Consider the following 24,142-nt stretch of genomic DNA (forward strand, 5'->3'; position numbering starts at 1 on the left):
TATTTGGCCAAGCCAAATTTATTATAATTTCTACACGAAATAAAATATAACTGAGTTGGAGAGTGCCCTAAATACAGCTATGAGCGACTTATGGTATGCGCCTATATTAAGTATAGCTCAGATTAATTTTAAAAACAGCGGGTAAGTGCTTAAAAATAAAAACTTTCTTTAGAGGGCTTATGAAAAACCATCAAAACCCTTTAGGCAAATTTTCAGAAGTTTGGTACCATAGCCTACACTTAATTTAGCAATATCGGCCTAGTTGGGCCCCATAGGAAGCTGCTCATGGCAAACCGTTACCCAAAAATTTTATTTAACTCAAGCTTAACTGATTTAGTCTGTGAGCGCCTATATTTTGACAATAATGGTGCTCAAATGAGCGGTAAAAATGCACAAAAAAAGGCGCGTAAAAAAGCCAATACCCCTATTATAACTATGGTTATGATGTTGGGGACGCTGATGTTAACCGGCTGTGGTCAAAAAGGGGCGTTATATTTGCCCGAAGAGGCGCCTAGCAATACTGATTTTATGATTTATAAAGGCAATAAGAGTGAGGCTAATAAGGTAAAAGAGGCACAAACCCGCGAGCAAGTTGAACAAGCGGCTGAGCAGGATCCTGAAGATTATTAATGTGCTTTGGGTGCACCGCTTTACCTGCTTTGACATTAATGGTTTAATAAGTTGATTAAACTGCTTTTTTGTTGATTTATACTCTCTGACTTGGACACCTTTATATTATGAGCAACCCCGACTTATCTCAAGCCGCCGTACAACATAGCGAATCTGGTCTACGCATCAATCCTGAAGTCTTTGTCAAAAAACTGCCCACTTTAAGCTATCAGCAAGGGACCTTGTTTGTGGAGCAAGCCTCTGTACAGCAGTTGGCTGAGCAGTATGGTACGCCTTTGTATGTGTATTCAAAGCAGGCTATTTTGGATGCTTATACGGCATACACTACCAGTTTTGCAGCCATTGACCATCAGGTCTGCTATGCGGTCAAAGCCAACTCAAACTTAGCGGTGTTGTCGGTATTGGCCAAAGCCGGTGCAGGCTTTGATTTGGTGTCCTCAGGGGAGCTGGCTCGAGTACTGGCCGTGGGCGCTGACCCCAGTAAAATTGTATTCTCAGGTGTGGGCAAAACCGTCACTGAACTCACAGCGGCGCTTAAAGCAGGTATTGGCTGCTTTAACGTAGAGTCATTAAGTGAGCTTGATACGCTAAATGCGGTGGCAGCAGAGCTGAATGTTAAGGCGCCGATCTCCATTCGGGTCAACCCAGATGTCGATGCCAAAACCCATCCTTATATTTCAACCGGCCTAAAAGACAATAAATTTGGTATCAGTCATGACATCGCTGTGGCAGCATATCAACATGCCGCAAGCCTAGAGCACTTACAGATTGTCGGTATCGACTGCCATATTGGCTCACAGTTGACCGAAATTGATCCGTTTGTGGCCGCTTTGGATAAGGTGTGTGAGCTGATTGAAGCGCTCAAACAAGTAGGCATTGAGCTACAGCACATTGATTTGGGCGGTGGTTTGGGCGTTATCTATATTGATGAAGAGGTGGCTAAGGTCAGTGAGTTTGCCGCCGCTTTATTACCAAAACTACAAGAGCTTGGGTTAAAAGTATTTTTTGAGCCGGGCCGCAGTATTGTTGCCAACGCTGGCATGCTGGTTACCAAGGTTGAGGTGTTAAAACCCACTGAGCATAGAGACTTTGCTATTGTTGATGCGGCTATGAATGATTTAATTCGTCCAGCGCTGTATCAAGCCGAAATGGCGGTCATTCCGGTACAAACAGCGTCGCAAGCATCACAGAAGAGCTGGGATATTGTCGGCGCTGTGTGCGAAACCGGCGACTTTTTGGCCAAAAAACGTCTGTTAAGCCTAGCAGTTGGCGATATCTTGGCCATTACCGGTGCTGGCGCTTATGGCTTTGTGATGAGTAGCAACTACAATTCGCGCCCACGTCCTGCTGAGGTTATGGTGTCAGGGGATAAGCACCAAGTGGTACGCGCCCGTGAGACCGTAGCACAGTTATTTGAGGCGGAATCAACGTTTGATATAGATTAAGCCATCAACGCATTAAAAAAATTAATCATAATTATCTGCTCAACGTGCATTGATAATTGACAAAAAAACCTGCATTTACTGTGCAGGTTTTTTTATTTTTTAGCGCATCATTCAGCGCTGCCCTTGTATTCATTGGCCATCTAATAACGGCTGTGTGCTGTATCGCTAAGCAAAACTTAAGGGCAGATAAGCCAATTGCCAATACAGCACAGTTAGGCATTATCATTGTGATATTGTGCATGTTAAGATAAGCCATAAATAGAATCTAAGGAATATAAAATATGCTTATAGAGTTTACAAAAATGCATGGGCTGGGTAATGACTTTATGGTCATTGACTTGGTCACTCAGCGTTTGGAGCTGACACCAGAGCTGATTACATTATTGGCTGATCGCAACTTAGGTATTGGCTTCGATCAGCTGCTGGTGGTTGAGCCACCCATGCGTCCAGATGTTGATTTTCGCTACCGCATCTTTAATTCAGATGGTAGTGAGGTGGAGCAATGTGGTAATGGGGCACGCTGTTTTGCCCGGTTTGTACAGGCGCGCAAACTGTCATTCAAGCAGCGTATTCGGGTTGAAACCAAGTCAGGTATTTTGACGTTATCGACTGATAATTACGGCTGGGTAGAGGTGGATATGGGCAAGCCGCGCTTTGAGCCGGCAGAGATTCCTTTTACGCCCAAAGCCATTACTAAAATACAAAACGCTTATCACCTAGATGTCGAGGGGACGCCGGTACAATTGTATGTGGCCAATATGGGCAACCCACATGCGGTTATTAAGGTCGATGATATCTTGACGGCCGATGTTGAGAAGCTTGGCAAAGCCATTGAGTCGCATCCGGCATTTCCTGAGCGGGTCAATGTTGGCTTTATGCAGGTGATGAACCAGCGTCACATTCGTCTGCGTGTCTATGAGCGCGGTGTGGGCGAGACCCAAGCCTGTGGTACAGGTGCTTGTGCGGCGGTCGCTACAGGCATTCGCGAAGGCTGGCTGGATGAGGGTGAGGAGATTAGAGCGCAGCTTTATGGCGGCAGTTTACTGATTCGCTGGTCACCTGGCTATTCTGTGATGATGACCGGCCCGACCGCTTTCGTCTATGAAGGTGTGTTCAGTCCTGATGGTATTATGGCGCAGGCCGGTCTTAAGCCATTAAGCTAGGTGTAAGCAAGGTTAGGTCAACCACAGTCATGACAAATAAAGTGCTGGAGAAGCAGCAGCTAGAGGATTCTTTGGCCACCAAACCTGTTTTTGCTGAGCTAGAGGCCTTATTGCCACCAGTGGAGCAGTGGTTAAGCGAGCTGTCGGTGCGTCAGATGTCAGAGCATACCATTGATGCCTATTATGCAGGCCTGTATCAATTGGCCTGCTTTTTGGCGCAGGCTCAGCTCAACTGGACCCGCTGTGATAAACGGCAATTGGCCAAATATATCGCTAAGCGCTTAGATACTGATGCGCTGGCCATCTCTAGCGTGCAGCAAGAGCTGTCGGCCATTCGCCACTTTTATAGCTGGCTTATTGAGCAAGGCCAAGCCCGCATCAATCCCACCACCGGTTATCAGCTCAAGCGTGCGCCTCGGCCGCTGCCCAGTATTGCTGATGGCGACTTAATTGCTCAGCTACTTGAGCAGCCCATGCCAGATACACCAGAGCAGGCTCGGCTGTGGATACGGGATAAGGCGATGTTTGAGCTGCTCTACAGTAGTGGCCTACGTGTGGGGGAGCTGGTCGGGCTGAATGTGGCTGATCTGCGTATCGATGCCAAAGGGGAGCGTGGCGAGGTGCGGGTGACAGGTAAAGGTAATAAAACCCGCTTAGTGCCAGTGGGGCGCCAAGCATTAAAGGCCATTAATAGGTATCTGCCACATCGCAATCTGTGGGAAGAGCGTGGTGATAGGGCTTTATTTATCAGTGAAAAACATGGTACTCGATTGACCACACGAGCGGTGCAGCAGCGCCTAAAAGTTGCCGCTGCCCGAGCTGGTATTGCCCAAAATATGTATCCGCATTTGCTGCGCCACTGTTTTGCCTCGCACATGCTGTCAGGCAGTGGCGATTTGCGGGCAGTGCAAGAGATGCTTGGCCACAGTGATATCAGCACCACGCAGATTTATACCCATGTAGACTTTGATAGACTGACTCAAGTGTATGATAAAGCGCATCCTCGAGCCTCGCAGGAGAAAAAAACGCCTCGTTAACGCTTAACCAACGTGGCTAACATACCGCCAGTACTTACCCATAACCCAGTACTTACCCATAACAAAGCCAGATAGCCACCTGCCATCTGGCTTTGTTATTTAGGGTTTATGCCAAGCGATGACAGTGATGGATGGGCATGTTTTGGCGCCAATTTTGCTGCTTTGTGCGCTCAAAGGGAGCAGTAATTAATTCAAATCCCTGCTCAGGCTGCATAAGCTCGGTCTGATTGGTGCCGACCAGCTGCTCACCATTAGCATTCATGATGCTACTGTGCCCCCAAGTCTGCCGCTGCCCACTGGGGATATCGTGCGTGCCGCCTTGAGCTGAGCCTACCACCAAGCACTGAGCATCCAAGGCACGTGCTTGTAATAACAACTGCCAATGCGCCTTACCCGTTTGATAAGTAAAGGCGGATGGTGCGGTTAGAATCTCGGCGCCTGATTGCCGCAGCTTTTGCGCTAAGGCGGGAAAGCGCAGATCAAAGCACACCATCATCCCCACAGACAGAGGCTGAGTCTGAGCTGATTGGCCAAGCAGGTTGGCCATATCGCACTGTGCGACTACCGTGGTATCACCAGGCTCAAAAGTTCTGCCCTCATCATAGCTTCCGGTGTTATCGGCCACTTGCGCTTTAAATAAATGAATCTTGTCATAACGCGCCACTCGCTTGCCCTCAGGCGAGAATAATTGACTGACTTGGCGCAAACGTTCACCAGGTACTGGCGTACCATCAGGACGATACGCACAAGGCAAACTGCCAGCGACAATGAACATCTGATGCTCGAAGGCCAATGTGGCATACCACTGCGACAGCTCATCGAAGCGCTCGGCAAGCTGCTGCTGTCCCCCCATCCGGCAAGCATTCTCAGGCAGCACCAATAGGTGGACATCTTGCTGCTTAGCGGCGATTACAGCACGTTGTATATTCGCTAAATTGGTCTCGATATCAAACTGACTGCTCAGCTGCACACATCCAATGATAGGGTCCATTATAATCGCCTTGTCCTTTTATCTGTGGTTCAAATAGCCTGTGGCTTAACTAGCAATTTGTAGTTTAACTAGCAATTTGTAGTTTAACTAGCAATAGTTACCTTAAAAACTCACGGCCAGCTTATTTGTTTTTTGGTTCAATATTGTATTTAGAGTAGCATGTTCGCTGGTTAGAATCTATCTAGAACCGCTGGCATTAAACGGTGTGTTTGTAGAGCAAAGCCACGGGTTATCCATGTCAAGCCCCCAAACATTAGTAGGCCAGCTTGACCAAAAAAACAACCATAAATAATCAACAAGCTTGTTTACTAAAACAAAGACTTAAGGTATTTTTTAAAAAGCCCATCGCCCAGATATTACCGCTGATTTATGGCAGCAGTTTGTGTTAATGCGTTTATTACAACTAACTAATTTTCGTGATTTTCTAAATAATATGTGCTACTAATAAAGCGGCGTGTCCGGCCTGAGTCCGCCAGTAGTCCTCCCTAATTGAGATAAATACCCTTATGATAAGCACTTCCTTTAATTTAGGCTTTAATCTATCCACCACCCAAAAGCTGACACCTCAGATGCAGCAAGCCATTAAGCTGTTGCAGTTATCAAGCCTTGAGCTTGAGCAAGAGGTGCAGATGAAGCTTGATAGCAATCCTTTATTAGAGCGGGTAGAGGATGATGATATTGATGCTGAGGATTTTAACAGTATTGAGGAGCTGACTCGGTTGGAGCTTGATGCCGAAGCACAAAAGGAGGTGTATGACCCTTATAATGACGACTATGGCTTAGAGTATCAGGAAGGGGCGACTGAGGATGTATTTAGCGAGTTAGATGGCGATGGCTTAGGTAATTTAGGTGACTTAAATGACTTAAACGACTTAAACGAGAACGCGCTGGATGACACAAATAAAGCGGAGGGGGATATAGAGCAAAACCAAGCTTTAATCAGTATCACCACCACAGCAGATAACGATCTTAAGGCTGAAGCATCAAACCTAGACACCAGTCTCGGTGAGCTGCCGATAGACACTGAGTGGGATGATATCTATACCCATAGCCCCACTGGACTTGCCGCACCAGACACCCAAGGCATGAGCGATTATCAAGGTGCAACCTCCGTCAGTTTGCAAGACCACATTCGCTGGCAGCTCACTTTTAGTAAGCTGTCCTCAGTGCAGTCGCTTATCGCTGATTATTTGATTGATGCTTTGGATGATCACGGTTTTATTCAAATAGACATGGCTGAGCTAAAAGACAGCTTTGATGAAATGGCCAGCTTCTATCAGTGGCAGCAAAAAATTGAGTTAGAACATATCCAACAGGTCATCGAGCTGATTCAAAGCTGTGAGCCATTGGGAGTGGGGGCGCGCAATTTGGCCGAATCATTACAAATTCAGCTGCGTGCACTGGATGAGAATACCCCTTATATGCGTCAAGCGCTGCGTCTGCTAGATGAGCATCAACTGCTTGTGAGTAACAATATTAAAGAATTGATGAGTCGCACGGGTCTAAAAAACAATGAAATCAGCCCCGCACTCGAATTGATTCGTACCCTGAATGCCGCGCCAGGATTGGCTTTTTCTAAAGCGCAGCCAGACTATGGCAGCACTCCTGAGGTGTATGATATCCCTGATGTGATTGTACAACTGGTGCATAACCAAGGCGGCAGTGAGGCGGTGTGGAAGGTCGAGCTGAATCCAGAGACCCTGCCTAAGCTAAGAATCAATCAGCAATATGCAAGCTTGGTTAAGCGCGGGGATGACAGCCCAGACAACGTGTATCTGCGTGATAATCTAATGGATGCCCGCTTATTTATCCGAAGCATCGAAGAGCGCAATCACAACCTACTTAAAGTGGCCACCTGCATTATAAAAATGCAGCAAGATTTTTTATTACAAGGTGCCACTGCCATGAAGCCATTGATTTTAAAGGAAGTCGCTGAAGAGGTAGGTCTGCATGAGTCTACCGTATCACGGTTGACCACCAGTAAAAGCATTTTAACCCCGCAAGGGCTGTTCTCCCTCAAGCACTTTTTCTCCTCCCACGTCTCAAGTGATCAAGGTGACGTCTCCTCCACAGCCATTAGTGCCATGATTGAGGCATTAATTGACGCTGAAGACCCCAAAAAGCCGTTGTCGGACAGTGCCATTAAGCAGCATTTACAGCAGCAAGGTATAGATATTGCTCGGCGCACAGTGGCCAAATATCGAGAAGCCATGAATATTGGCTCTTCTACACAGCGCAAGTTAAAGTTCTAGTCGTTAGCGCTTAGCGGTAAGTTTTTTTGAAAATAAGTTTTTGCTGTTTTAGCCTAAACATAACCGAGGCGTAGACCTCATCAAATCGTCACAAAGCCCCATTAGACAAGCAATAGCCGTTATTTAAAAAATAAAAAAATTTCAGATTATAAATGATATGGAGAAAATAACCTTATTTATTTACATTTATTTACAATAATTGTTCTTGTGCAAATGTGTTTTTCATGTCAAATTAAAGCTGTCCCAACAAATGTTTAACTTAACCTAAGTTGCGGGCAAGCGATTCTAATACGGATTTTAGAAGACGCTATAACCAATAATGCTGGAGTGCTATCTTATAGGTTTTTTAAAAAGCTTAGATAATACAAAGGTTTACACAATGACTTAGACAGGAAAAATGCCATTTACTAAAAAAATGCCATTGAATCGGTCATTATAAAAAAGTCTCCTTGAGTCAGCGGTAGCTGCTCAAATCAAAAAAGGATGTAAGCATTATGAACATTTCAATTACTGGCCATCACATCACTATTACTGACGCTATGAAAGACATGGTTATGGACAAGCTTTCAAAAGTTGAACGCCATTTCGATCAAATTCAAAGCATTAAAGTGATTCTTTCGCTGGACAATCATCGTACAGATGCCAGCCACAGTGGTAAAAATAACCACAAAGCAGAAGCGCTGATGCGGGTAGCGGGTCAAGAAATGTTTGTACAGTCGTATGATGATGATATGTATAAGGCCATCCATGAAATGGCAGATAAATTAGACCGGCAAGTCCGTAAATATAAAACACGTATTGACCGTAAGACCCGCTCTTCTAAACGTAGAGAGCGCTTGGTTGCTAGCCTACCGGTAGTAGAGCCCGCCTCCGAAGAGTCTTTTGCTTATTAGGTTCTAGCTTAGGGTGATAGCTTAGGATTATTTGATAACCTTAAGCTTGATAATCTTAAGACTGATACCCCTAAAAGCGGTTAAAAAAGCAAAAATAGGTCATAAACAGGACAAGTTATAACTAATAAAGCCCCTATTCGAAAGAGTAGGGGCTTTATTGATAGCTTAAAGGTGTGTTTGGATTGGTATACGACTTGAGATATAACTAGATCTATAAAAAGTGCTCAGTCCCCAATTTAGCCGCCGCCGACAGCTTGTACCACTTCAATACTCATATTTTGCACTAACACAGTGGCCATAAGCTCAGACTTAGGGATAAGCGCCCCATCAATCTCTACTGCATAACGACCTTGGGTAAGCTCAAGCTCATCTAATACAGCTTTTACGTTGTCTTGCTCAGTGCTAATTATTTGCCCGTTGACGGTAATGGTGTACATGGTTAATCCCTGTCTTTAGTGATAACTGTCCAAGTTTAAGATTTTGTTATTTAGCGAGGTACCAACTTAAAGGCGGTGATGGCCAGCCACACCCAGCCAATAATCATTAAACTGCCGCCAATAGGTGTAATCGCACCAAACCAACGTGGTGCCCCCAAGGTCATCGCAAATAGACTGCCTGCAAAGATAATAATCCCAATTTGTATTAGCCATGCTGTAGTCTGAGTGGTATAACCCAGCTTGATAAGCAGACCGACCAGTAACAAGCCTAGCGCATGATAAAACAAATACTGGGCACCTGTGTGCCACCACGCCAGCTGTTCTGCTGATGCTATGGCCTTAATGCCATGAGCGCCAAAAGCGCCTAATGCAACCGCCATTGCCAAGTTAATGGCTGCAATAGCAATCCAGTTCATAATATGTGCCCTGTTATTGAGATATTAAGTCTGATTAATCTTATAAATGCCTTATAAAATTAAGTCTAATTGACAGTGATAAGGGGATATCCCAGATATGCCAAAGGCTCTCACTGTCTCACCAGTAAAAGCCTTTATTGCCTAAATGCTGTATCTGCTTAATAAGCATCATCGCTTGGCATAATGACGCTGTCGATGGTCATGGCCTCACGGATTTTATCCATGGCATTTTTTTCGATTTGGCGCACGCGCTCAGCTGAGATATTGTACACCGCTGCCAACTCATGCAAGGTGGATTTTTGTTCGGACAACCAGCGCTGTTCAACGATATCACGAGAGCGCTCATCTAAAGTATCCATAGCATCCATCAAGGCATTGGTGTTGTTCTCTTCCCAGTCAGCATCTTCCACCATCTCTGCCGGATCAACGCCATCTTCCAAGAAAAGCTGAGGCGCATAGTGGCCGTCTTCATCATCAGTGGACTGTGCTTCAAATGACGCATCATAAGAGGTCAGACGCGACTCCATCTCCAGCACTTGCTTGCGGGTGACGTTTAAGTCTGCGGCAATGGCATCGGCCTCCTCTAAAGTCAGCTGATTGTTGGTCTTTTTTAGACTGCGTAAGTTAAAGAACAGCTTACGGTGTGCCTTGGTGGTGGCCACTTTGACAATGCGCCAGTTACGAATCACAAACTCATGGATTTCAGCCTTGATCCAGTGCACAGCAAAAGACACCAGACGCACGCCTTTATTGGGGTCAAAGCGTTTTACTGCTTTCATTAAGCCTAAATTGCCCTCTTGGATTAAGTCTGCTTGCGGCAAGCCATAGCCTGAATAACTGCGCGCAATATGAATCACAAAGCGTAAGTGTGACATAACCAAGATACGCGCTGCCTCCACATCGCCATCGTCGTAATAACGATGCGCCAATTCTTGCTCTTGCTCTGTGGTCAAGATAGGTATCTGATGCACAGAATTCATATAAGCACCCAAGTTGATACCGGGTGCTGATAGGTTCACCGGCATCGCAGGCACTAAGTCGCGTGTGCTGGTGTTGGGATAGTCGCTTACCCAGTCATCGGCTTTGGCAAGCTCGGGGGTCAGCAGATCATCGTCTATCCCATCACCAAGCTCGTCATAATCTAGAGCCAGATCATCGTCATCTAACTCCGCATCGATATCTAAATCGATTGGATCTAATTCAGAGGTGACCGCTGTAGGTGGGCTGCTTTTAGCCGTCTCTTTTTTAGTTGTTTTGGTTTTTTTTGGAGTAGCCATGTTTTGACCTTCAAAGTAATAACTTTATTGAGATCTATTGTAAAGGATAGCGCACCCTAGTTACCATTGGTTTTGGTAATGATGAGGTGAAAGATTGTATCGAGTTTTTCTAAACTATCGACTGACCCTTGAACACTACTGGTATTCAGGGCTAATTGCAAATTGGCATGGTCACAAAAAGCGGCCAAATCATGTTGTGAATTTGGATCAGTGGCCAGAACATAGATGCTCTGCCCAGGCTGCATACTGCGTAAGGCAACCTTGGTTTTTAGTAGCGGCATCGGGCAGGCAAGGCCGCGACCATCGACCAAGGCGCTAATGGGCGCCGCTTGGCTAACCTCAGCGATGGTGTTCTGATCGGCGGTAGATAAAGGCGTCATTTGCTCGCTCAAAAGCTGTTCAAGTTGCGGATTTAAAGTATTATTTATCATAAATAAGTAGTTTCACTAATGAATAAAAGAAGTTGTGGGTTGTTATAAAGGGGTTATACACTGCGCTGAAAAGGTCAGGGTATTATAAAAAATTACATCCCAGAGATGATGGCATAAGGTTAACCGGTTATGATGTTATCATCAAAGTAAAATCACCTTTTACTATAATAAGTGCATACGAGGTTAGCGGTTACAGACGGGATGTAGGTCATAAGATATTGACAATAGCTCAATATAACTGCATCGTTAATGGCTATAGATAATAATAAAAGCGCTAAAATTCAAGCAGCCGCAGCGCTTTGTTTGCTAAAGTTACAGGCAGACAAGCGTATGATCACTATTAGCAAGGATAACAAATAGAGGTTGAATCTATTGAACTTACCGTCAGGTTTTAGACGTTTTGTCACTTCTCATCAGCGTGACAGTCAGCAAAGCGGGGCAGCCGTGCGATTTGTAAAAGTTACTTATCGCTGTTACTGCACAGCCGCTGTCCCTTTATTACTGCTTGGTTTGCCGCTGATGGCCACGGCGGCGCCAACTGCAGCTATCAATGCCACCTCCGCTTCAGCGATAGGCTTTGATAATCCAAATTTTAGCCTGCCTGAACTGGGCAGTGGGGGTGGACGCTTTATTGAAGCCAATCAGCACAAAGTGCTGGGCGAGTGGTCGCTACAGCAGCTTGGCAAAAGTGCACCCTTGTTAAATGATCCGTGGTCACAGGAGCAGCTAGAGAGCTTGGCTTGGCAGATTAATGCCCAAGCACGTAGCCAAGCGCCACTTGCTTTGATGGTCATTAACAATGCCAGTATTAATGCCTTTGCCATTCCCGGCGGAGTCATGGGTATTCATACTGGCACCGTTATTGATGCCAATAGCATGGATGAGGTGGCCAGTGTGATTGCCCACGAGGTGGCGCATTTAAGTCAGCGCCATTATGAGCATAGAGATGAGGCCAGTCGAAAAGCGTTAATGATGCAAATTGGCGGTTTATTGGCTGCAATCGCTGCCTCTGCCGCTGATGGAGATGCAGCGGCGGCGGTGATGATGGGCAGTCAGACCGCCGCGTTAAATGCGCAAATGGCCTTTAGTCGTAGTAATGAGCGTGAGGCAGATCGCATCGGTATGCAGCTTATGGCCAAAGCCGGCTATGACCCTAGAGCCATGCCGCGATTTTTTGCCACCTTAAATCAAAAAACGCAATTAAATATGGTCAAAAACGCCTATTTGCCCAGTTTTATCATGACCCATCCGCTAAGCTCTGAGCGATTAAGTGAAGCACAAAGCCGTGCTAATAGCTATGCCACAGTTGGCCTGCACAACCAAAGTGATCCGCTGACCTTTGATCTTTTAAGGTGGCGTTTAAAGGTGTTGAGTAATCAAGTGACTGAAGGCGATTTATTGGCGGCTGCAAAGCAAAGTACAGGTGCCACGATGGCGCTGGCTTTTTGGTATGGTAAGCAGGGGCGCTATAATGAGGCGGCGGCTCAATTCTCAAAGCTGAAAAATACAGCTATCAGCTCGACCAAAGACAAAATGGCATTTGATGTGCTGCTTGCTATCAGTCAAGGCCAAGTGGCCGGCATGCAGGGCAATTGGCAACGTACAGAGTCACTGATTACTCCTTATTATAATCTGTATCCTGAGCGCCGTGATACCAAGATGTTATTGGCAGATGCTTGGCTGCAATTGGGTAAATATAATGAGGTGATCAGCTTAATGAAGCCATTGGTTCAAAGCCGTGAATATGATGTTGAAGCCTTATTTAGAATGCAAAGAGCCTATGAGCTACTGGCCACTAGCAACCGGCAGTCTAATACCACGTTGAGTCAAATCTCAGCCGTCAATGCTTTGCGCTATAGAGCCAAAGGTGAGCTGTGGCAAGGAGAGTATAATGATGCCTTGGTGTCATTGCAGCAGGCTAAAACATTGGTGCAGAGCTTTAGTAAAGCCTCCGGCTCAAGCTCAGGCTTTAATAGCCGTCCACTGCTGGCCAGTATTGATAGCGAAGTTGCCCAAGTAAAAACAGCCAAGGAGGTTCGTCCTTAGCTGTTATTGTTGATAGCTTTAGGTGGCTGTCAGTACTAGCCCATTAATGCTTTTTTGACCAGCTGTGACATGACCGCCGCATCAGCACGCCCAGCAGTTTTAGTTTTTAAGGCGCCCATAACCTTACCCATGTCCTGCATTGAGCTTGCGCCTTGGGCTGCGATTTCTTGATTGATAAGTGCTGCTAATTCTTCATCACTCATCTGCTGCGGCATAAACTGATTGATAATATCAATTTCAAACTGCTCTTTTTGAGCCAGATCATCACGGCCATTATCTTGGAAGACATGCAATGACTCTTGGCGCTGCTTGAGCTGCTTTTGTAAGATCTCTAATACCCCTGCATCATCTAAGTCAACTTTGCGATCAATTTCAATTTGTTTGATGACTGATTGAACATTACGCAGTACTTTTACTTTTTCAAGCTCACGAGCTTTCATAGAGGTTTTGACTTGTTCGGTAATGGTGTCTTTTAACGCGCTCATAATAGTGTCCTATTGTTATGATTATAAAAGGGCGTGATTGCCTTAACTTTAGTAAATGTTGACAGACAGTCATGCTAGATTAAGCCCATAGGCGCAAAGCTGTCTAGTGGGCTCTTGTAAGAAAAGTAGACAAAAACATAAGGGCATAAACAAGCTATTTGCCAAAATTTTAGCACAAAAAAACCACCTATATTATGGCGCCATTAGCAATGCATGCAAGTAGGCGACAAAATAAGGTGGTTTTTTAATCAGTATTTAAAGCAATAAGCTTTAATGGCTACTGATTAGTACATACGAGTGGTACGGATAGACTCGCGCTGTAATTTCTTTTTGTAGCGTTTTACGGCTGCTGCCTTTTTACGCTTACGCTCTTGCGTTGGCTTTTCGTAAAACTCGCGCTTACGTACATCAGATAAAACACCAGCTTTTTCGCAGGCACGCTTGAAGCGACGGATAGCGATATCAACAGGTTCGTTTTCTTTAACCTTAACTGAAGGCATGCAGACTCCTTAAATAAGTAGTGGAAATAAGAGACTAAGGACATTAGTAATGCTGTGTGGTTGGTATTAGCCGCAGTGTCTCAAAAGGATGCGGCATCAGCTATTACTAGGATAAAAACTTAATAATCTCAATACGTATATTAGATTAAGAGCGAGATTATACTAAAAAATGTGCCTTGTGTCAATGTGCTGCAGCCGCCAATGCTCATAGGCTGACTGCTTTATAGGCTTTATTTTTTCTAGGCTTGGCAAAAAAAAGACAGGCCATTTACAATAAATAGGTTTGAAGCAAATATTTAAACAGTTTATAATGCGATAAAACATTCATTTATAATGAATGATTATAATTGTTTTTTGATATGTCCTCATAGAAGTAACTGATTTTTGGCGACCGCTTGGGTAGTGAGATCGGACAAATTATTGTAGTCAATGCGCTAAAATCTTAGCTGGGTGATAGTGAGAGGCCAGCGGTTGTGATATTATTGCAGAGTCGATTTAGCAGACCTTTATGCCTGATATCATTAGGCTACTGTCCTTATTTTAATCAACCGATGCATCTAGATACTTAACGCTTATGTCCTAGATTGACTGTTTTAACTTAAATAAGACAGCTTTATTAACATAACTTGCGCTTAGCGTATCTACAATCCTTTTAGGAGTTCGTAATGTCATTAATTGCTCAGCAAACCCCAAAAAAATCAGCCGCTTTTCGTGTGACCGCACTGGCTTCTATTATGTTAAGTGCCGCAGTAACTTTGACAGCCTGTGGTGGCGGTGAACATGAAGCCAAAGCGGTTGATAAACTAGATGAGGCGGCGGAAATGGCTAAAGCCAATGCGCCTAAGCCTGAGCCATTAAAACCTGAAGATATTGCGCCAGCTTCTTCAGCCCCAGCTGCCACTGCTGCTGCCGAAGGTACGGCTACCGCTGATGCTGCAGGTACTGATGCTGCTGCGCCTACGGCTGAAGGTGCAGCCACTACCACAACAGATGCTGCTGCGACGACTGACAGTGCGACAGCGCCTGCTACTACAGATACTACAGCCGATGCCGCGGCTCCTGCTGCTGACATGGCACCTGAGGCTAAATAGCACAATAGGCGAGTGCTAATAAGTGCTAAAGCGGGCGCAGTAGATGAGTGGTTTTGGCGTGACAGGATGTGGTATTAAAGATTAAATAGGGCGCCATCACGGACGCTACTATAGATGTAACATGGACTTTTAACCAGATTTAGCAAAGGCGAGGTTTCTCATGCTAACCATTAACAATCAAAACAACGCTCAATCAAAAGTGGCACCCAAGCTTTATTCAGCCAAAAGTGGCTGGCTTCTTATTAGCGCCCTAACTTTAGGCTTGGCTGTGGGCTGTAGTGGCGGTAATGATACCGAGGCACAGAACCAAGCTGAGCCTAGTGCGAGTGAAAGCATTCCTGCTGATCCTGCAGCCACCCAAAGCGAGGCACCTGAAGCAGAAGCTTCTGAGACGATAGAGTCTTCAGAGTCTACTGAGCAAGCACCTACTGCTGCCAGTGAGGGCTCAGAAGCTAAACCTGCTGAGGAGACAACAGCAGCTGCACCAGCACAGTCTGCGCCTTTAGCTGCAGATGCCGGCCAAAAATTGTATGAAGTAAAATGTAAGCAATGCCATGAGCCGGGGTTATTAAATGCACCTAAGTTTGGTAATAACGCGGACTGGGCGCCGCGTATTGCGCAAGGTAAAGAGGTGCTATATAAGCATTCTGCTGAAGGATTTAAAGCCATGCCAGCCCAAGCAGACGGTACGGCAAGTGTCGAAGAGGTGCATGCTGCTGTAGATTATATGGTTGAGCACGCCAGCTAAATGGCCGTTTGAGGGTAGAGGCATTATTGCGCACCGCCTAAGAAGCCATGACCTGCTGATCGGCAACGTTCGGCGGTAAAAATCGCCTTGATAATCTGATAAACTACCGCCATTGTGTATTCACCATGGCGGTTTTTTATCACTGATTAAATAGTGGCATAAATTAAATAGTGGCATAAATCATTTATTAATAGTGAGAGGGTTAGACACAACCAGACTGTTAATAAGTGATAAAGATAAGCACAAGCCGCTTCAGAATATACCCTTTAATCACTTAACAAGTAGGTGCTAATTGAAAGTATTAGGTTTAGAGACTTCCTGTGACGAGACAGGCTTGGCTATCTTTGATAGCGAGCTATTGGCTGAGGGCAAAAATGGCCTACTGGGTCAAGTACTGTATTCACAAATTGAGCTGCATGCTACCTATGGTGGCGTGGTGCCTGAGCTTGCCAGTCGTGACCATATTCGTAAATTGGTGCCACTACTTGATGAGCTGTTGGCGCAGTGTGATATCAGTAAAGATGAGATTGACGCCATTGCTTATACCAAAGGCCCAGGTCTGATTGGCGCTTTAATGACTGGGGCATTATTTGGTCGTAGCTTAGCTTATGGCTTAGACGTGCCAGCCATTGGCATTCATCATATGGAGGGGCATTTATTATCGCCTTTATTGGGGCCTAATCCGCCAAAGTTCCCTTTTGTGTCTTTGTTGGTATCAGGGGGGCATACGCTATTAGTGGCCGCACATGGTATCGGTGAGTATGAAATATTAGGTGAAAGTATCGATGATGCCGCCGGTGAGTGTTTTGACAAAGCTGCCAAGATGCTAGGATTGCCTTACCCAGGTGGCCCAAATGTGGCGCGTCTGGCAGAACAAGGTGACCCTCTAAAATATGAGCTGCCCCGACCTATGTTGCACCGAGGACTGGACTTTTCATTTAGCGGCATGAAAACGGCGGTGCACAATCTGATTAAAGACACTCCAGGCTCAGATAATGACGAGCAAGTCAGAGCCGATATTGCCGCAAGCTTCCAACACGCAGTGGTCGATACCTTAGTCAAAAAATGCGTCAAAGCCTTAAAGCAGACTGGTATGAAACAACTGGTTATCGCTGGCGGGGTGAGTGCCAATTTGCATTTGCGTCAAACTTTGGAGCAGCAGCTTGCCAAAATTGGTGCCACTGTACATTATGCGCCGTTAGAGCTGTGTACCGATAATGGGGCAATGATTGCCTATGCCGGCTATCAAAGATTGCAAGCAGGTCAACAAGATGCGCTGTCTGTCAGCTGTGTACCCCGCTGGAACATTAGTGATTTGCCCGCTTTAGCTCAATAACAGGAGAGGCCAGATGCAGTGGATAGCCATCGGTATGGGCGCAGCGTTTGGGGCTTGTTTGCGGGCACTGCTGGGCCGACTTAATCCTTTGCATGCCTGGATTCCACTGGGCACGCTGGGCGCTAATGTGCTTGGCGGGCTATTAATTGGGATGGCCATGGTGGTATTTATGAAAGCGGGCCAGCTGTGGCATCCCAATGTTAAGCTGTTTGTGATGACCGGTTTTTTAGGCGGTCTTACAACCTTTAGTACCTTTAGCAGTGAGGTGTTTGCACTGCTTAATAGTGGTAAGGTTATGGCTGGATTGGTACTGATCGCAGTGCATGTGTTGTTGACATTAACCGCGACCGCCATGGGCTATTACCTCACCCGTTTATGCTTCTAAAAGTAGTTGATTGCAGCTTTAAGGCTTAACCAATTCCTCAAGTAATTTAGCAAAGCCTTGCATGTAAGCGGTGTCTTGGCTGCTTTGGCGGGTGGCGGCAAATAACTGACAATAAATCCCAGTTTTTGGCAAAGAGTGTGCTCGACTGCTGGGATGTGTGATGGGGTTAAGCCTATTATCTGAGCCTTCAGGCGCCACAAAAGGTCGAGTGACCACCCATCCTTTTTTCTCATATTCTGCAGCTACCCAGTCAGGTAGAGCAGCCACGCCGCGCTCACTTGCTACCAACTGAATCAGCATGGCTGTTAGTTCAGTGGTACGAATTTTGGCAAAGCTGGCCTCAGCAGGCGCCATAAACTTAGCAATCACATCCAGCCTTTTGGTTTCTACCGGATAGGCAATCAAGGTTTGATCAACCAAGTCATCAGGTACGATACTTGTTTTGCTGGCCAAAGGATGCGTCGGCGACAATACCAATCGGCTTTCGTAACTAAAAAGCGGCTGATAACAAATCCCTTCAATATCCAAATCACTGGTGGTAATCAGCAAATCGATATCGCCTTCACTGAGTAGATGATGCGGCTCAGGCTCAAAGCCTGTGGCAAAATCTAGCTCCACATCTGACCATTCGCGCCGGAACTGATTCAAAATCGGCATCAGCCAATCAAAGCAGCTGTGGCATTCAGAAGCCAGTCGCAATCGGCCGGCTTGCCCATGTGCCAGTCTTTTTAGGTTGTTTTTGGTACGAGTGACTTGAGGTAATATGCTGTCTGCCAGCTTTAGCACTACTTTTCCTGCCGGCGTGAAGGTTAAGGGGCGAGTACGGCGATTGACCAGTTTTACCCCATAATAGTTCTCCAGCTCTTTTAATTGGTGCGAGACTGCAGACGCGGTAACGTGCAGCTCATCGGCGGCAGCGGCAAGTGAACCGTGGGCACGTAAGGCAGTTAGTGTTTGTAGATGACGAAGCTCAAGCATAAGGGTTAAATCATTGTTATTAGAGTGGTCTCTATTCTACCGCATTCCCCCCTGTATATTCATCCGCTTAATCTATTGACTTGGCCTGTACCATTTAATAAGACGGGCGATAAGTTATCACTTCTTAGAATGTGTATGGGTGTGTATTATAAAAATAACTTGCGATAAGGGTAACTTTTACTTTATATTGGCGGCATACGGTCGAGACACATTACTTTACATTAGGGTAACTATTTATAGAACGCTGCATTGGCGCCTATAAAGACTATTTGAAGTGCCCTAATCTGATTATTAAAAAGTAGGTGGCTTGATAGACACAAGGAGTGTGGCCTGCAACTGTCTTTAACTCTATAGGGATGATAAGGCGAGTTATCGCGGATGTTTCGGTACAACATTGCTTGTTGTACTTATGAATTGATTCGGCAGACCATAATTAGTAAGGGATTGATAAGTTATTGTGTTTTAATGATGGTCAAACAACTTGCTAGACAGGTCTTGCTTTAAGGACAAAGTTATGTGGAAAAATATGGGTTTAACCAGTAAGATTCTGGTGGCTATGTTATTGGGTATCATCCTAGGGTTGATTTTTAACTATACAGGATTGAATGCCGAAGGTGGGTTTGTTAATACCTATCTAGTAAATGGCTTATTTAGTATTGTCGGTAAGCTGTTTGTAAACTCACTAAAAATGTTGGTGGTACCCTTGGTTCTTATCTCACTTATTTGTGGGGTATGTGGTATTGGCGACATTCGTCTATTGGGCCGTATCGGTACCAAAACCTTCTTTATTTATATGGTCACCACAGCTATTGCTATTGCAACTGCTATTGGCCTCGGCTCAATCTTTGGTATCGGTAAAGGCATGAACCTAAAGCCTGAGAATGCCTTTGAAGCCAAAGATGCACCACCATTGATTGATGTTTTCTCAAATATTATTCCCTCTAACCCAATCAGTGCCATGGCCAATGGCGATATGCTGTCTATCATTTTCTTCGCCATCTTAATTGGGGTGAGTATTTTGATGGTGGGCAAGCCGGCCAAAGGTCTGGTACAAAGCCTAGAGCTGATTAATGAAGTTATCTTGAAAATGGTAACCATCATTATGAACCTAGCGCCTTACGGGGTGTTTGCCTTGTTGGTCCAAGCCATGTCTGATTTAGGCTTAGACTTGATGCTCTCGTTATTTGGTTACGTCGCCGTGTTGGTTGGCTCTTTGGCGTTCCACTTCTTCGTCACCATGATGATTATCCTAAAGCTTACCTCCGGATTATCGGTGAGAACCTTTTTATCAAAAATGCGCGAAGTGCAGATCTTTGCCTTTAGTACGTCAAGCTCAAACGCCACCATCCCCGTTAGCTTACGCACAGTGACCAAGCGTATGGGTGTGGATAACTCGGTGGCGTCATTTACCATTCCTTTTGGTGCGACCATCAACATGGATGGTACGGCCATTATGCAGGGTACCGCCACTATCTTTATCGCCAATTTATATGGTATTGATTTAAGTGCGGGCCAGTATTTGATGGTTATCCTAATGTCAGTACTGGCTTCAGTCGGGACAGCTGGGGTACCTGGTGTGGGCCTGATCATGCTATCGATGGTGTTTGCTCAAGTGGGTCTGCCTATCGAAGGTATCGGTCTTATCTTAGGTGTAGACCGTCTGCTTGATATGTTACGTACTGCAGTAAACGTCGGTGGTGATGCGGCTGTGACTGCCATTGTGGCAAAAGCAGAAGGCAAGATGGACATTGATGTGTATAACGATCCTGAAGCGGGTACTAAAGAGGTATTCGATGGCCACATTGATCCAGAAAGCGAGCAAGAGTTTGCTAATGTGATGAGTGATGGCATTATGGGCAGCGAGTATGATGACCTAAAAAAAGGCTAAGCACTCACGGTAACTCATAAAAAAAGCCCCAATTGGGGCTTTTTTTGTGTCTGGTCTGATTTAGCGGCTACCTAAAATTCAAGCAGATAGCCTTTATCACCGGTCGCCGTAAAACCACCCACTTCAGGGGGTGGATATAAGGCGACATGTACTGTCGTGAGCAGTACTTAAAGGGTTGTAAGCTAAGATTAATCTCGCCATACTAAAGGTATGAAAACCCTCAAACTACGCATTAAAGACAAGCACATAAAAGAGCTGAATCGGATAAGCGGTTCGGTAAACTTCGTGTGGAACTATGTCAATGCGCTGTGCTTTGAGCATCTAAAACGTACCGGTAAGTTTTTTAGTGCTTATGATCTAAGTGAGTACACCAAAGGAAGCGGTGAGTATTTAGGATTACACAGTCAGACTTTACAAGCTATCAATGAGACTCACGCCAAGGCTCGCAAACAGTTTAAAAAAGCCAAACTTAACTGGCGCAGCAATCGTCCTGATGCCAAACGTAAATCCCTTGGGTGGATACCTTTTAAGAAATCGGCTATTAAATACCTAAGCACAAGACAAACAGGCAAAAAGGCGATTAAATCAACAATACAGCTATCACTATCCAAAGGTCAAAAGCTTATTATAGATGTATTCGATAGCTACAACCTCAGTCTATATCAAATAAACACCTTAGAGATAGTACAAGACAGCCGTAATCGTTGGTATGCGTGTATTACCGTTAAAGACTTTCCTAAGCAATTTAGTGGCAAAGGTAGCGTTGGTATTGATTTGGGCTTAACAGAGTCTGCCACTACCTCAAATGGCGACAAGCTAATTATTAAGCAAACGCAAAAGTGGGCGAATAAATTAGCAGTAGCCCAGCGTGCTAAGAATAAAAAGCATGTCAAAGCAATCCACGCCAAAATCAAAAACACAAGATTAGACTTAACTCATAAATTCACCACCAAACTTGTGCAGGGCAATGCTTTGATAGTGGTTGGTAATGTTAAATCACGCTCATTTACAACTAAAAAGACCAAACTCGCTAAATCGACATACGATGCAGGTTGGTTTGAACTTAAACGACAACTGGAATACAAATGCAAGCATGCAGGTTGTCAGCTTGAGATCGTAAATGAGAGTTACACTACCCAGACCTGCTCGTACTGCCGCCAAATAAGTGACAGTAGTCCGAAAGGTAGAGCGGGACTTGGAATAAGAGGATGGAGGTGTGCTGAGTGTGGCACATGGCATGATAGAGATATCAATGCTGCTAAGAACATCCTTGCGGTCGGGCTTGACCGTCTAGCTGTAGGAATCCCCTCGGTTTAGCGAGGGGAGGAAGTCAACCCATCACATACTTAGTCACCATGGCCAGACAGACCAGTACAATAACCGGCCGAATCAGCTTGCTACCGCCTTTGACCACCATGTGAGAGCCGGCATAAGCGCCTATGGTTTGACCCACCATCATCGCCAGACCCACTTTCCACAGCACATTACCGCCTAAGATAAAGAAAATCAGCGAGGCAATGTTGGTCGATAAATTAAGCACTTTGGCAGTTCCTGTGGCCGCAATAATGGCTCTACCCCGCAGTGCCACATTACCTAGCGCAAAAAACATACCGGTGCCCGGGCCGACATAGCCATCATAAAAGCCTATCAAGGGTGCCACCACACGCTGCCACGTGGTCTCCTTAATTCTAGGCTCAGCCTCCACATCCCCCAAGCTTGGCGCAAATAAGGTATAAATCCCAATAGCGGCAATCAAAAAGGGAATGATCTTTTCAAGCATATCCGGTGGTGACATCTGCACAGCGATGGTGCCCAATACCGAGCCAAAAAAAGCGCCGGCAATGGCCATTTTCATAGTGGCTGGCTTCACCACGCCTTTTTTTATCATAGTAATGGAGGCGGTCAGCGCCCCAGAGGCTGCCTGAAGCTTGTTGGTGCCCAAAGTCATAACTGGGGGAATGTTGGCCAATAACATAGCGGGAATGGTGAGCAGTCCGCCGCCACCGGCAATGGCATCAATAAATCCTGCCACGGCTGCTACGGCAGTTAACATTAAAATTACTTCAAGGGTTAAGGAAAAGTCCATAAATGACATCCACAAGTGGGGTAGACAAAAAAAATCAACAGCATCACGGCTAAGACCGATAACAAAGGTAGTTAGCTAAGGGTGCTAAAAGAGTGCTAAGAGGATACTAAACGAAAATTTTTAGCGGCCTATTTTGATAAATGGGCCCAAAAAATGCAGCAAATTATAGCACGCCAATCAGGTCAGTTAGGCGCCGAGCTGCCTATCTATTCAAGATAAATGCCGAGTAGCTTTGTCATAAGTAACCATAAGCGTATTTAAAGCTGTACTTAAATTTTATCTCGTTGCTGGCCACTTTTCTGCTACCATAATTGCAACTAACTTATTCGTTAAAACAATAAACTAAATCATTTGATGGGCCGATAGAGTTTGCCCATTGGTAAGAAAGTGAGGATATACGGTGTACCAGAAACTAAAAAAATTCTTTGAGTATGAGGCGGCAGGAGGCATTGTGCTGGCACTGGCAGCCATCGCAGCCATGATCGTTGCCAACTCTCCCTTACATGATTGGTATGAGTCTTTTATTCACGCCCCTGTGGTGGTTCAGGTGGGCGAGCTAATTATCAGCAAAGATGCGCATCATTGGATTAATGATGGTTTGATGGCGGTGTTCTTCTTCTTAGTCGGCTTAGAGCTTAAGCGCGAGGTATTGATTGGTGAATTATCTAATATCAATCAAATTGTCCTGCCTGCGGCGGCGGCCGTCGGGGGCATGATAGCGCCAGCTTTGGTCTACGTCGCTTTTAATGCCAGCCACCCCGAGTACTTGGCAGGCTGGGCAATTCCTGCTGCCACAGACATCGCTTTTGCCATTGGTATCTTAAGTTTGCTTGGTAGCCGTGTACCGAACTCGTTAAAGATATTTTTAGTGTCAATTGCCATCTTTGATGACATTGGCGCCATTTTAATTATCGCTTTGTTTTATACCAGTGACTTGTCGTTGTTATCTTTATTGATAGCAGGATTGTGCTTGCCGTTTTTATACCTGCTCAATCGCCGTAATGTCACGGCAATTACCCCCTATTTATTTTTTGGGATTATCATGTGGATTGCGGTATTAAAATCCGGTATTCATGCCACTTTGGCGGGGGTTATCCTAGCGCTATTTATCCCTATGGTGAATACAGATGACCCTGAGCACTCGCCCCTTGAAGACTTAGAGCACGACCTACATGGCACGGTAGCCTTTGCGATTTTACCGCTATTTGCTTTTGCAAACGCTGGTATCTCATTGCAAGGTGCTGGATTTGGTCAGCTGTTACACTCAGTGCCCTTTGGCATTGCGGCCGGTTTATTTATCGGGAAACAGGTGGGTATTATGCTGATGACTTGGAGCATTATTAAAGCAGGCCTAGCCTCATTGCCTAATGGCACCAACTTTAAGCAAATCTATGGTGTTTCTTTGCTGTGCGGTGTGGGCTTTACCATGAGCTTGTTTATCAGTGGCCTAGCCTTTGGCGGCGTTACCGAAGGTTTCGATCCACGCTTGGGTATTATCCTAGGCTCTATCATCTCAGGCATTGCCGGCTACATGCTGCTAAAGCGTACTTTAAAAGAAGACACTGCCACTGGCATCACTTCACTGGATTTAACTCGATAGCAGCCATAAGCTAAGGTTGCTGATCCA

At 45.5% G+C, this 24,142-nt stretch carries 23 protein-coding genes; 14 read left to right on the forward strand and 9 right to left on the reverse strand.

The genetic code is table 11. The features are described from left to right. Positions 1 to 285: 285 nt before the first annotated feature. The 4 genes from lptM (at position 286) to DLE54_RS01780 (ending at position 4,275) form a co-directional block, all read left to right on the forward strand. Entirely contained in the window at positions 286 to 630 is a 345-nt protein-coding gene (lptM, locus tag DLE54_RS01760; RefSeq protein ID WP_011959636.1) for an LPS translocon maturation chaperone LptM, read from the forward strand. Positions 631 to 737: 107 nt separating this feature from the next. Further along, a complete protein-coding gene (lysA, locus tag DLE54_RS01765) occupies positions 738 to 2,075 on the forward strand; it encodes a diaminopimelate decarboxylase (protein WP_110816054.1) in 1,338 nt (445 codons plus the stop codon). A gap of 281 nt (positions 2,076 to 2,356) precedes the next feature. After that, positions 2,357 to 3,238, forward strand: coding sequence for a diaminopimelate epimerase (dapF, locus tag DLE54_RS01775; RefSeq protein ID WP_011959638.1), 882 nt, complete (start codon positions 2,357 to 2,359; stop codon positions 3,236 to 3,238). A gap of 29 nt (positions 3,239 to 3,267) precedes the next feature. After that, on the forward strand, positions 3,268 to 4,275 hold the full coding sequence (locus tag DLE54_RS01780) for a tyrosine recombinase XerC (RefSeq protein ID WP_110816056.1): 1,008 nt from the start codon (positions 3,268 to 3,270) through the stop codon (positions 4,273 to 4,275). Between the two features lie 106 nt (positions 4,276 to 4,381). On the opposite strand, the gene DLE54_RS01785 is transcribed toward DLE54_RS01780, so the two are convergent. After that, on the reverse strand, positions 4,382 to 5,266 hold the full coding sequence (locus tag DLE54_RS01785; RefSeq protein ID WP_110816057.1) for a nitrilase-related carbon-nitrogen hydrolase: 885 nt from the start codon (positions 5,264 to 5,266) through the stop codon (positions 4,382 to 4,384). A gap of 506 nt (positions 5,267 to 5,772) precedes the next feature. Between DLE54_RS01785 and rpoN the strand changes: the two genes are divergently transcribed. Beyond that, positions 5,773 to 7,518, forward strand: coding sequence for an RNA polymerase factor sigma-54 (gene rpoN, locus DLE54_RS01790; RefSeq protein ID WP_110816058.1), 1,746 nt, complete (start codon positions 5,773 to 5,775; stop codon positions 7,516 to 7,518). A gap of 494 nt (positions 7,519 to 8,012) precedes the next feature. Continuing rightward, positions 8,013 to 8,411: a ribosome hibernation-promoting factor, HPF/YfiA family gene (gene hpf, locus DLE54_RS01795; protein WP_110816059.1), complete on the forward strand. Its 399-nt coding sequence runs from the start codon at positions 8,013 to 8,015 to the stop codon at positions 8,409 to 8,411. Positions 8,412 to 8,647: 236 nt separating this feature from the next. On the opposite strand, the gene thiS is transcribed toward hpf, so the two are convergent. From thiS to DLE54_RS01815, 4 genes are all read right to left on the reverse strand, one after another. Next, positions 8,648 to 8,848, reverse strand: a complete 201-nt coding sequence (thiS, locus tag DLE54_RS01800) for a sulfur carrier protein ThiS (protein ID WP_011959643.1) — start codon at positions 8,846 to 8,848, stop codon at positions 8,648 to 8,650. Between the two features lie 50 nt (positions 8,849 to 8,898). After that, complete coding sequence (locus DLE54_RS01805) at positions 8,899 to 9,264, reverse strand: DUF423 domain-containing protein (protein WP_197708897.1); 366 nt, start codon at positions 9,262 to 9,264, stop codon at positions 8,899 to 8,901. Positions 9,265 to 9,422: 158 nt separating this feature from the next. Continuing rightward, positions 9,423 to 10,289 (reverse strand): RNA polymerase sigma factor RpoH, encoded by an 867-nt coding sequence (gene rpoH, locus DLE54_RS01810; protein WP_197708920.1) that lies wholly within the window; start codon positions 10,287 to 10,289, stop codon positions 9,423 to 9,425. 308 nt (positions 10,290 to 10,597) lie between these two features. Then, positions 10,598 to 10,972 carry a sulfurtransferase TusA family protein gene (locus DLE54_RS01815; protein ID WP_011959646.1) on the reverse strand — a complete coding sequence of 125 codons (375 nt, stop codon included), beginning with the start codon at positions 10,970 to 10,972 and terminating at the stop codon, positions 10,598 to 10,600. 363 nt (positions 10,973 to 11,335) lie between these two features. Between DLE54_RS01815 and DLE54_RS01820 the strand changes: the two genes are divergently transcribed. After that, positions 11,336 to 13,018: a M48 family metalloprotease gene (locus tag DLE54_RS01820; RefSeq protein WP_227535393.1), complete on the forward strand. Its 1,683-nt coding sequence runs from the start codon at positions 11,336 to 11,338 to the stop codon at positions 13,016 to 13,018. Between the two features lie 35 nt (positions 13,019 to 13,053). Here the strand turns inward: DLE54_RS01820 and DLE54_RS01825 are convergent, their stop codons facing one another. Then, on the reverse strand, positions 13,054 to 13,503 hold the full coding sequence (locus tag DLE54_RS01825) for a GatB/YqeY domain-containing protein (protein WP_011959648.1): 450 nt from the start codon (positions 13,501 to 13,503) through the stop codon (positions 13,054 to 13,056). A gap of 284 nt (positions 13,504 to 13,787) precedes the next feature. Then, positions 13,788 to 14,003 carry a 30S ribosomal protein S21 gene (rpsU, locus tag DLE54_RS01830; RefSeq protein WP_007394316.1) on the reverse strand — a complete coding sequence of 72 codons (216 nt, stop codon included), beginning with the start codon at positions 14,001 to 14,003 and terminating at the stop codon, positions 13,788 to 13,790. 665 nt (positions 14,004 to 14,668) lie between these two features. Between rpsU and DLE54_RS01835 the strand changes: the two genes are divergently transcribed. The 4 genes from DLE54_RS01835 to crcB all read left to right on the forward strand — a co-directional run bounded on the left by DLE54_RS01835 (position 14,669) and on the right by crcB (position 17,563). After that, the gene (locus DLE54_RS01835) at positions 14,669 to 15,094 is read left to right on the forward strand and encodes a hypothetical protein (RefSeq protein WP_110816062.1); all 426 of its coding nucleotides are present in this window, start codon (positions 14,669 to 14,671) and stop codon (positions 15,092 to 15,094) included. Between the two features lie 160 nt (positions 15,095 to 15,254). After that, complete coding sequence (locus DLE54_RS01840) at positions 15,255 to 15,842, forward strand: c-type cytochrome (RefSeq protein ID WP_110816063.1); 588 nt, start codon at positions 15,255 to 15,257, stop codon at positions 15,840 to 15,842. A 292-nt stretch (positions 15,843 to 16,134) separates the two neighbouring features. Further along, the gene (gene tsaD / locus DLE54_RS01845; protein ID WP_011959651.1) at positions 16,135 to 17,178 is read left to right on the forward strand and encodes a tRNA (adenosine(37)-N6)-threonylcarbamoyltransferase complex transferase subunit TsaD; all 1,044 of its coding nucleotides are present in this window, start codon (positions 16,135 to 16,137) and stop codon (positions 17,176 to 17,178) included. Between the two features lie 13 nt (positions 17,179 to 17,191). Further along, the gene (gene crcB, locus DLE54_RS01850) at positions 17,192 to 17,563 is read left to right on the forward strand and encodes a fluoride efflux transporter CrcB (RefSeq protein WP_011959652.1); all 372 of its coding nucleotides are present in this window, start codon (positions 17,192 to 17,194) and stop codon (positions 17,561 to 17,563) included. A gap of 18 nt (positions 17,564 to 17,581) precedes the next feature. On the opposite strand, the gene DLE54_RS01855 is transcribed toward crcB, so the two are convergent. Then, positions 17,582 to 18,541, reverse strand: coding sequence for a LysR family transcriptional regulator (locus DLE54_RS01855; protein WP_011959653.1), 960 nt, complete (start codon positions 18,539 to 18,541; stop codon positions 17,582 to 17,584). Positions 18,542 to 19,055: 514 nt separating this feature from the next. Here DLE54_RS01855 and DLE54_RS01860 point away from each other — a divergent pair. Both DLE54_RS01860 and DLE54_RS01865 read left to right on the forward strand, forming a co-directional pair. Then, positions 19,056 to 20,429, forward strand: a complete 1,374-nt coding sequence (locus DLE54_RS01860) for a dicarboxylate/amino acid:cation symporter (RefSeq protein ID WP_110816064.1) — start codon at positions 19,056 to 19,058, stop codon at positions 20,427 to 20,429. Between the two features lie 210 nt (positions 20,430 to 20,639). After that, positions 20,640 to 21,746: an RNA-guided endonuclease InsQ/TnpB family protein gene (locus tag DLE54_RS01865; RefSeq protein WP_110816065.1), complete on the forward strand. Its 1,107-nt coding sequence runs from the start codon at positions 20,640 to 20,642 to the stop codon at positions 21,744 to 21,746. Positions 21,747 to 21,759: 13 nt separating this feature from the next. Here the strand turns inward: DLE54_RS01865 and DLE54_RS01870 are convergent, their stop codons facing one another. After that, a complete protein-coding gene (locus tag DLE54_RS01870) occupies positions 21,760 to 22,515 on the reverse strand; it encodes a TSUP family transporter (protein ID WP_041773267.1) in 756 nt (251 codons plus the stop codon). 400 nt (positions 22,516 to 22,915) lie between these two features. Between DLE54_RS01870 and nhaA the strand changes: the two genes are divergently transcribed. Continuing rightward, positions 22,916 to 24,115: a Na+/H+ antiporter NhaA gene (gene nhaA / locus DLE54_RS01875; RefSeq protein WP_110816066.1), complete on the forward strand. Its 1,200-nt coding sequence runs from the start codon at positions 22,916 to 22,918 to the stop codon at positions 24,113 to 24,115. Positions 24,116 to 24,142 lie beyond the last annotated feature (27 nt).

This window comes from Psychrobacter sp. YP14, from assembly GCF_003209315.1.
In the GTDB taxonomy this organism is placed as follows: Bacteria; Pseudomonadota; Gammaproteobacteria; order Pseudomonadales; family Moraxellaceae; genus Psychrobacter; species Psychrobacter raelei.